Here is an 8,635-nt window from a genome sequence, read left to right as displayed (position 1 = left end):
CGTGCCCCCGATGCCGGGCCGCGTGAGCGCGCTCGCCGCCGCAGCGTCACCCACCTGCTCACCAACTCGCTCCGCACACCGGGTCCGGCTACGCCCTGCGCAGCCACGCGATCCTCCAGGCGCAGACGGCGGCCGGCATCCGGGGCGCGGGCCATCACCGGCCCGGCTACCCCGTGACCGTCGGGCTGCCGGGGGCGCAGCACACCGACTTCGTCGACGGGGTGCCCTACCACCGGGTGCTCGCGCCCCGGCTGCCCGAGACGCTCGAGGAGCGGCTCGGGCTGTGGCCCGCGGCGTCGTCGACCTCGGGGCGCGCTCGCGCACCGAGGTGTTGCACGCGACGACGCACTACCCCAATGCCCTCGTCGCCCCAGGCGGCCGCCGCCTCGCTCGGCGTCCCGTGGGTCTACGAGGTGCGGGGGCAGCTGGAGAAGACGTGGGCGACCTCGCGCCCCGACGGCTCCGACGCCGTCGCGCTGGCGAGCGAGCGCTACGCTCTGTGGCGGGCCCGCGAGATCGAGATGGCGTGCGCGGCCGACGCCGTCGTCACCCTCTCCGAGGCCCTGCGCGACGACCTCGTCGAGCGCGGGGTGCCCTCCGACCGGATCACCATCGTGCCCAATGCTGTCGACGCGACGCTGCTCGTCGACGCGCCGCCCGCGCACCTGGCCCGTCGTCGTCTCGACCTGCCGGAGGAAGGGATCTGGGTCGGCACCGTGTCGTCGATCGTCGGCTACGAGGGCCTGTCGACCCTCGTCGACGCCATCGCCCTGGCCCGCGAGCCGGGGTCGACGTGCGCGGAGCGATCGTCGGCGACGGCGTCGCGCGCCCCGGCGCTCGTCGACCAGGTGCAGAGCCTACGGACTCGCCGAGCACGTCTGCTCCCGGGGCGGGTCTCCCGGGGCACCGCGCGGCTGTGGCACCAGGCCCTCGACGTCTTCACCGTGCCGCGCCGCGACGTGGACGTCGCGCGCACCGTCACGCCGCTCAAGCCGATCGAGGCGATGGCCGTGGGCCGCCCCGTCGTCGCGAGCGACCTGCCGGCGCTCGCCGAGATCGTCGAGACGCCCGGCAGCGGGCTGCTCGTGCGACCCGAGGACCCCGAGGACCTCGCCCAGGCCCTCGTGCGGCTCGCCGGTGACGAGACGCTGCGCGCCGACCTCGGCCTGCGGGGTCGGGCCTTCGCCGAGACCCGGACGTGGACCGCCCTGACGCACAGGTACGCCGGTCTGTACGACACACTGGTGGGTGCGGAGGTGAGCGGATGACGTCGGTGCAGGCGCAGATCGAGGGACAGCCCGTGTCGACGGAGTACGTCGACGTGCGGGGGCTCCTCCCCGTCGGGCGACGCCCTTCGCTGCCCACCTACCTCGCCGAGCTCGGGCGTCGGCGGGCCTTCATCGTCGCCGACTCCCGGGCCAAGAGCGCCACCTCCAACAAGGACTACCTGCTCGGCAACCTCTGGCTCATCGGCCGGCCGCTGCTCGACGGCCTCACCTACTTCGTCATCTTCGGCATCGTCTTCGGTGCCCGAGACGGGATCGACAACTTCGTCGGGTTCCTGCTCATCGGCATCTTCCTCTTCGGCTACACCTCCAGGTGCCTGACCGGCGGTCTGTCGGCGATCCAGAGCGGCAAGAACCTCATCCGCACCTTCGCCTTCCCCCGCGCAGTCATCCCGCTGGCGGGGACCCTGCGCGAGACCCTGTCGACCTTCCCCGTCATCGCGACGATGGTCGTGCTCATCCTCGCCATCCCGCCGCACGCGCAGGTCTCTGCGTGGTGGCTGCTCTTCCCCGTCGTCTTCCTCCTGCAGACCCTCTTCAACACCGGCCTGGCCCTCTACGCCGCCCGCTTCGGTGCGCTCGTCCCGGATGCCAAGGTGGCCGTCTCCTTCATCAGTCGGATCTGGATGTACGGCTCGGGCGTGATGTTCTCCATCGAGAAGATCAGCGACGGCCACCCGCTCGTCATGGCGATCTCACAGCTCAACCCCCTGTACTGCGTCCTCGAGATCTCACGTGACCTGCTGCTCTACTCGCAGCCCGGAGACCTGCGGCTGTGGGTCGTCCTCGCCGCGTGGGCGATCATCACGCCCCTCTTCGGGTTCCTCTTCTTCTGGCACGGAGAGGAGCACTACGGCCGTGAGTGATCCGCTGATCACCGATGCGAGCGTCGTCGTCCAGGACGTGCGGATGACCTATCGGGTCAATGCCGAGGAGGACGATGGTCACCGTCGCCGCCTGTTGCGACGGGCGACCCGCGTGCACGCGCTCCAGGGCGTGAGCCTCGTCGCCCACCAGGGGGAGACGATCGGCATCCTCGGGCACAACGGCTCGGGCAAGTCGACGCTCCTGCGGATCATCGCCGGGCTCGAGCCGCCGACCTCGGGCACCGTGCTCGCGACGAGCACGCCGACCTTCCTCGGGGTGAATGCCGCGCTGCAGCCGGAGCTCACGGGGAGTCGCAACGTGCGCCTCGGCCTGCTCGCGATGGGCCTCACGCCCAAGGAGGCGGAGGCCGCCGTGCCCGACGTGCTCGAGCTCGCGGCCCTCGGGTCGGCGATCCACCGGCCGATGAAGACGTACTCCTCCGGCATGGGGGCGCGGCTGCGCTTCGCCATCGCCGCGGCGGCCCAGCCGGACATCCTGCTCATCGACGAGGCCCTCGCCACGGGTGACGCGGCGACCAAGGCCCGCAGCGACGAGCGGATGAAGAAGATTCGCGAGCAGGCCGGCACGATCTTCCTCGTCTCGCACGCGGCGCAGGTCATCGAGGAGATGTGCACCCGGGCGATCTGGCTGCACGAGGGGCAGGTCATCTCCGACGGGCCCGCCGAGCAGACGGCGCGGGCCTACCGGTGGTGGGCGTGGTGCGAGGCCCAAGGCGACACGGACAAGGCCCGCGGGGTCCTCGAGGGCACCATCGCCCGGCACACCCCGGCCAGGGTCTCCCTCGCCGAGCCGCGAGGTCGGCGGGCCCGCCGCCGGGCGGCCACCTCGTGACCCAGCCAGTCCTGCCCGACGGGTGGCGACCGAGCGGTGCCGACTACACGAGGTACTCGCCGGTGCGCGCGTGGGCGAGCATCGACGACTTCGTCGCTCGCGCGCGCCTCGAGCGCGGTGTCGACGTCATCCGGCTCCCGAGCGGTGACCATCTCGACGTCATCGTCGGCGGTCGCGCCGGCGATGCCGACCTGTGCGTCCCTGTCTTCTTCGGCGGCGCGATGCCGAGCCGTCCGCAGCACACGCCCCCCTTCTTCTCCGGGAACAACCTCGGCAAGCTCGCGGGTGGCCGGTACCTCGCCTTCTCCGACCCGCTTGTCGCCGCGGAGACCGACCTGACGCTCGGCTGGTACGCGGGTCGGGCCGGTGACCACGCCCAGGAGGCGATCGCTCGGGTCCTCGAGCTCGCCCACCGCCGGTGGGGGCAGGAGCTGCTGCTCGTCGGGGGATCGGGCGGCGGGTTCGCCGCACTCGAGCAGCTGCGCCGCGCGCGGGTGCCCACGTCGGCCTTCGTGTGGAATCCCCAGACCGACATCCAGCGCTACCTGCCGCCCTTCGCCGATGCCTACCTCGCGACCGCCCTGGGGCTGTCGCGTCCTGCGCTGGGTGGCCTGACGGTCGACCAGCGGGCCGATCGTGCTCGGGCGGCCGGGATCGAGCTGGCGGCCGTCGGGCGCCCCGTCGCGACGCACGGCGACGGAGGTCGCGTCCTCGTCCTGCAGAATGCGACCGACGCGCACGTCGCCGACCACATGGGGCCCTACCTCGACCGGACCGACCTCGACGACCTCGGCGACGGCCTGTGGTCCGGGGGTCGCGAGAGCTGGCTCGTCGCAGGGATGGGCGAGGGGCACGCGGTACCGCCGCGCGCCACGCTCGAGGCGGCCTTCCTCGCCATGGTCCGGTCGGGGGCAGACCCACGCCGGATCGCGACCGACCTGCGCTCGGGTGGGCTGGCGCCTGTCCCGCCGCGCCACGAGCTGCCCGTCGACCTCCGCGGTGGAGCGGTCGACCTGCTGCGTACCGGGCTCCGGGTCACTCAGGACGGGTGCGGCATCGTGCGGGTGTGGATGGGCCGACCCGAGTTGCTCACCGACCCCGTGCGGGTCAAGGTCGAGATCGCCTGGGCCGCGCGGGTGTCGTGGCGCGACGTCCCGCCGACGGGCATCGCGATCGCTGCCCCGGGCGCGCTGACGGCGACCGTGCACCTGCGGGACTGGTACGGGCACACCGTCGACTCGGTGACCGTGCCGCTCACCGTCACCGCCCAGCGGGGGATCGGCGTCGTCGGCAGCTGTGTCTCTCGCGACGCCTGCGAGCACCTGCCGAGCGACATCTCACTCGTGGCCTACGAGGCGCGCCAGAGCCTGGTGAGCGCCTTCGGCCCGCCGGTGCCGCTGCCTCCGGAGCACGACCACCTGTCGAGCGCCTTCCAGCGGCGCGTCTTCGAGGCCGACCACGCGAGCGCGTTGCCCGACAAGGTGCGGGCGATGGCCCCGCGCAGCGACCTCGTCGTGCTCGACCTCGTCGACGAGCGTCTCGGCGTCTTCGTCCATCCCGACGGTGGCGTGACGACGCGGACCGTCGAGTGGCTCGGCTTGCACCGCGATGGCGCGCCGCCCGTGGGCGCACGACTGGTCCCCTTCGGCTCCGACGAGCACCTGGACCTCTTCCGCGAGGCGCTCGTCCGGTGGCGGGCCCTCCTCGAGGAGACGGGCTTGCTCGGACGCGCTGTCCTGCTCGCGGTCCCCTGGGCGGTGCTGACGACCGAGGGGGCGCTCACCGGCCGCAGCCTCGACCTCGACGCCGAGGCGGGCAACGCCGCGATGCGACCCTACGTGGCGAGCGTGGAGGAGATCGTCGGGATCCCCGTGATCGGCCGTGACCTGCTCCCCAGGGCGGGCGACCCGCACCGGTGGGGGTCCGCTCCCTTCCACTTCGACGACGAGACCGAGCGCGCGATCGCTGGCGAGCTCGTCCGGCACACCGCCCCGGCTCCCGACCTGGGTGGGGTCGACGACGGCGGAGACGGGGTCGTCGTGTCGGTGGGTCCCTCGGGCCCGGCGGCGATCGTCGTCGGGGTCGCGGTGCCCCAGGGGGCGCGGGTCGCCTACCACCTCTTCCGCGGGGCGGAGCGGGTGGAGATGACCAGCTACGACGTGGCCCGCGCGCACACCTTCTGGCGGGTCGATCCCGGGCGCTACGTCGTGAGGGTCTTCGTCATGCTCGCCGACGGCACGCGGGTCTCGCGCGCCTCGGCGCCGGTCACCCTCGCGTGACGGCGTCGCGGATGCCCGCGGCGAGGTGTGCGTAGGCGCCGGCGGTGTAGTGGAAGGGGCTGGCGCCCCACTGGTGCTCGCGGGTGGACGCGGTGAGCTCGGCGGGGAGGGTGACGACCTGCCAGCCCAGTCGGCGCACCCGGTCGTAGTAGCGGCGGTAGCGAGCATTGGCCTCGTCGGGCGTCAGGCCGGACTCCATGGCCTCGAGGGACTCCCCGTCGTCGAGCGCGTCGGCCCAGTCGGTCTCGAGCACGACGACCCGGTCGGTGAGGCCCAGCTCGTCGATCTCCGCCGCGAGCCGGGCGATCGCCGGGGACCACAAGGCGAAGTGCTCGTCGGTGCCGAAGTCGATCTGGTGGCCGTCACTCGTGGCCTCGGCACCGCCGGCCCGCCACAGCTCGGCGAGGCGGCTGACGTAGCCGCCGCCGACCTCGACGACCCCGCCCCGCTCGTCGATGAGGTCGATGACGAGCACGTCGACATCGTCGGCCCGACGGGCGAGCTGGGTGAGGGCATCACCCTCGATGTCGCCCTGCACGTTGCGCCGCTGGAAGGGGGACTCGATGGGCTCCAGCTTTGGCCAGACGCCCTCGGCCGGGTGGCCGGCGCTCACCGCGGACTGGCGGGCGACGTAGGCGATGAGCTCGTGGGTGTCGCCCATGGTCTCCAGGGTGTCCCGGGAGACGCAGCTGCCGTAGATGAAGGTGCGGACGCGGTCCTGGTCGTCGGTGCTCACGCGGTGCCTCCGGTGATGATCTCGGTCAGCTGGGTGGTCGTCCGCTCGTGGGAGAAGGCCGCACGGGCCTGCTCGGCGAAGGCCTCGCCGTCGCTGGGCGCAGTGGCGATCCGCTCGACCATCGACTCGACGTCGGGGCTGATCCACTCGCGTGGGTAGATCAGGTCCGAGCCCGGCCAGGCGAGCAGCGCGGGCAGCGCGCCCGACGCCGCGCCGTCGGCGACCGTGAGGTGGAAGGACTCGAAGTCGCTCGTCGACAGGGCCACGCCGATGCCCTGGTACCACTGCGCCATGTCGTCGCCGTGGCCGTCGAGCACGATCGCCCCGGGACGCTCGGCGTTGATCCGGTCGATGCGGGCGAACTGCTCATCGTAGTACGCCATCTCGTCGGGGCGTTGGGCCATCCAGGGGTAGTCGGCGGGGGTCTTGCCCTTGACCCGCAGGGTGTGGTCGAGGCCGCGGGCGTGCAGGCCCTCGAGCACGTCGAGGGCCCGGTCGAGCCGCTTCGGCCGGGCGACGATGCCGACGAGGCCGAGGGTCGTCTCGGCACCGGGGGACTTCGGCAGGTCGAGACCATCGAGGTCGACGGCATTGGGCACGACGTGCGCCTTGTCCGCCGGCACTCCGTGGCTGGCCACGGCCGCGTCGCGGATGAGGTCGCCGACGAAGACGTAGGCGTCGACGGCCGAGTGCTTGATCGAGGCGAGGTAGGGGCGGCGCAGCTCCTGCGAGTGGACCCGCACGACGAGGCGCTGGCCGGGCATGAGGTGCTTGCTGTACCAGACCGCGTTGCCCAGGCCCCACTCGCAGACGACGACGTCGGCGCCCTGCAGCAGACGGCTGGAGCGCTCCTCGTCGTGGTTGGCGTGGTCGGCCCACTCGTCGATCTCGACCTCGTGGCCGGAGGCCCGCAGGTCGCGGATCATCGCCCGGGCGAACTTCAGGTCGTGGCCGGCGACGACGACCTTGAGGTGGCGCGTCGGGCGACCGGTGGCGGTCGGAGCCGTCGTGCCGTGCTCGATGGCGGGGGAGGCCGCGGGGAGGGTGAGGTGGACTCCCTTCGCGTCGTCCTGATCGAGACCGGCCTCGTAGGGGCGCGGGCTGCGATGGTGCGTGCGGATGACGCTGCGGTGGACCATCGCGGGGCCGGACATCGGTGCCCGGGTCTCGTGGGCGAAGGCGTCGCCGGCCGCGTGGTCGGGGTCGACGGCGCCGCTGATCCGCTCCCAGTTGCCGAAGCCGCGGGTGTGCAGCAGGTCCTCCATGCCGGTGCGGGTCGCGACCGGCTCCTCGAGGCGCACGACGTAGTCGGCGGTCATCGCGTTGTACAGGCCGCGGCCGTCCCAGGCGTGGACGTCGACCCCGAGGTGGGCGAGGCGCTCGCGGGCGGCCTCGGCGTCGCCGACGACGAGGACCCGGGTCGGCAGGACGGACTGGTGGGCCAGCGAGTCGAGGACCTCGGTGCGGAAGTCGTCGACGATCGCCGCGTACGTGGGCAGCACGTCGCCGCGGGTCGGGATGCCGGCGGTGCGGGTCAGCAGGAGCATCGCGCTCGTCACGGTGTGCGAGCGCAGGACGGTGCGCATCTGGCGCCAGGCCTCGCGCAGCCGGGCCTGCGGGTCGCGGGACCACAGGCCCAGCGAGGCGCGCCAGACGTCGGAGTCGTTGGTCGCGGGGATCGTCGGGCCGAGCGTCTCGCCGATGCCGCGGCCGGGGCCCGAGAGGACGACACCACCGCAGGCGGCGACCTCGACGACTCGTCGGGAGAACATCGTCGGGGAGTCGGCGACGGAGTTGACGTTGAGGTTGGCCAGGTGCGACTTGTAGGAGTCGATGACCTCGTCGTAGGGGAGCGAGCCGCGCACGTTGCCGCGGAAGATCGCGGGGAAGTGGTACGGCGAGTCCGGGATCGCCGCCTGGCGGTCGTAGATCGCCAGGCCGAAGGGCTGGGCCACGGTGAGCAGGCGGCTGAGCTCGGCGGAGCGCTTCGCGTAGCGCTCGCCGTAGTAGGTCCCGGCGTAGGCGACGGAGGGGTCGTAGGTGCGCGCGCCGGGCAGCGGGTTGTGGATGAGCGGCTGAGCGTAGAAGGGCAGCCCCGACGCGGTGCGGACCGTGCCCACCCCGGCGGCGAGGTAGCGCGGCACGCAGTTGGCATCGGTGGTGAAGACGTGGTCGCACAGCGAGGCGGTCGCGATGAAGCGCTCGATGTGGACCGGGTCCTCCTTGTTCCAGAAGACCGAGGGGATGCCGAGCTCGCGGCCGCGCGAGCAGCGCGACGATGTCGGCGTGCTCGTCGTCGTCATACCGACCGACTCCACGCAGCCACTGGCCGTCGTTGCCCTTCCACGCCGACTCGACGAAGACGAGGTCGAGCCCGTCGAGCTGGTCGCGCCACCCCTGGCGGTCCAGTGGCACGAGGTCGAAGGTGGGGCGCAGCGTCTCGGTGGTGAACTCGTCGGCGATGATCCCGACCCGCAGGGACCGCAGGTCACGGTCGGTGGTGGCGTCGTGGGCAGCGACTGCCGCGGTCGCGCGGGCGTGGGCGTCGCGGAAGGCCTCGGCGACGTGCAGCCAGGTGCGCTCGTCGAGGGGTCCACAGCCGGCTGCGGCGGCCG

General features: G+C 72.7%; 7 protein-coding genes. 5 read left to right on the top strand and 2 right to left on the bottom strand.

The features are described 5' to 3' along the window. Positions 1 to 95 precede the first annotated feature (95 nt). The 4 genes from AC2W7J_RS12530 to AC2W7J_RS12515 are packed head-to-tail and all read left to right on the top strand — an operon-like array spanning position 96 to position 5,284. Positions 96 to 1,268, top strand: a complete 1,173-nt coding sequence (locus AC2W7J_RS12530; protein ID WP_485982759.1) for a glycosyltransferase — start codon at positions 96 to 98, stop codon at positions 1,266 to 1,268. Then, positions 1,265 to 2,152 carry an ABC transporter permease gene (locus AC2W7J_RS12525; protein ID WP_485982757.1) on the top strand — a complete coding sequence of 296 codons (888 nt, stop codon included), beginning with the start codon at positions 1,265 to 1,267 and terminating at the stop codon, positions 2,150 to 2,152. The genes AC2W7J_RS12530 and AC2W7J_RS12525 overlap by 4 nt, the downstream gene beginning before the upstream one ends. Next, on the top strand, positions 2,145 to 3,005 hold the full coding sequence (locus AC2W7J_RS12520) for an ABC transporter ATP-binding protein (protein ID WP_485982755.1): 861 nt from the start codon (positions 2,145 to 2,147) through the stop codon (positions 3,003 to 3,005). The genes AC2W7J_RS12525 and AC2W7J_RS12520 overlap by 8 nt, the downstream gene beginning before the upstream one ends. Then, entirely contained in the window at positions 3,002 to 5,284 is a 2,283-nt protein-coding gene (locus AC2W7J_RS12515) for a DUF6270 domain-containing protein (RefSeq protein WP_485982753.1), read from the top strand. The genes AC2W7J_RS12520 and AC2W7J_RS12515 overlap by 4 nt, the downstream gene beginning before the upstream one ends. Here AC2W7J_RS12515 and AC2W7J_RS12510 read toward each other — a convergent pair. Next, on the bottom strand, positions 5,271 to 6,020 hold the full coding sequence (locus AC2W7J_RS12510; protein ID WP_485982751.1) for a DUF6270 domain-containing protein: 750 nt from the start codon (positions 6,018 to 6,020) through the stop codon (positions 5,271 to 5,273). The two genes, AC2W7J_RS12515 and AC2W7J_RS12510, sit on opposite strands and share 14 nt — an antisense overlap. Then, entirely contained in the window at positions 6,017 to 8,323 is a 2,307-nt protein-coding gene (locus tag AC2W7J_RS12505; RefSeq protein ID WP_485982749.1) for a glycosyltransferase family protein, read from the bottom strand. The genes AC2W7J_RS12510 and AC2W7J_RS12505 overlap by 4 nt, the downstream gene beginning before the upstream one ends. Here AC2W7J_RS12505 and AC2W7J_RS12500 point away from each other — a divergent pair. Then, the coding region (locus tag AC2W7J_RS12500; RefSeq protein WP_485982748.1) for a hypothetical protein at positions 8,307 to 8,635 on the top strand (329 nt) is incomplete at its 3' end. The genes AC2W7J_RS12505 and AC2W7J_RS12500 overlap by 17 nt on opposite strands.

This window comes from Janibacter sp. CFPM2_SD2, assembly GCF_057364645.1.
Note: the sequence above shows the minus strand (reverse complement) of the source record. Positions and strands in the feature narration are given on the sequence as shown.

What these genes read in the sequence shown, in the direction of transcription:
- AC2W7J_RS12525 (WP_485982757.1), top strand. Translation starts at nt 1,265, where the DNA reads ATGACGTCGGTGCAGGCGCAGATCGAGGGACAGCCCGTGTCGACGGAG.
- AC2W7J_RS12505 (WP_485982749.1), bottom strand. Translation starts at nt 8,323, where the DNA reads ATGACGACGACGAGCACGCCGACATCGTCGCGCTGCTCGCGCGGCCGC.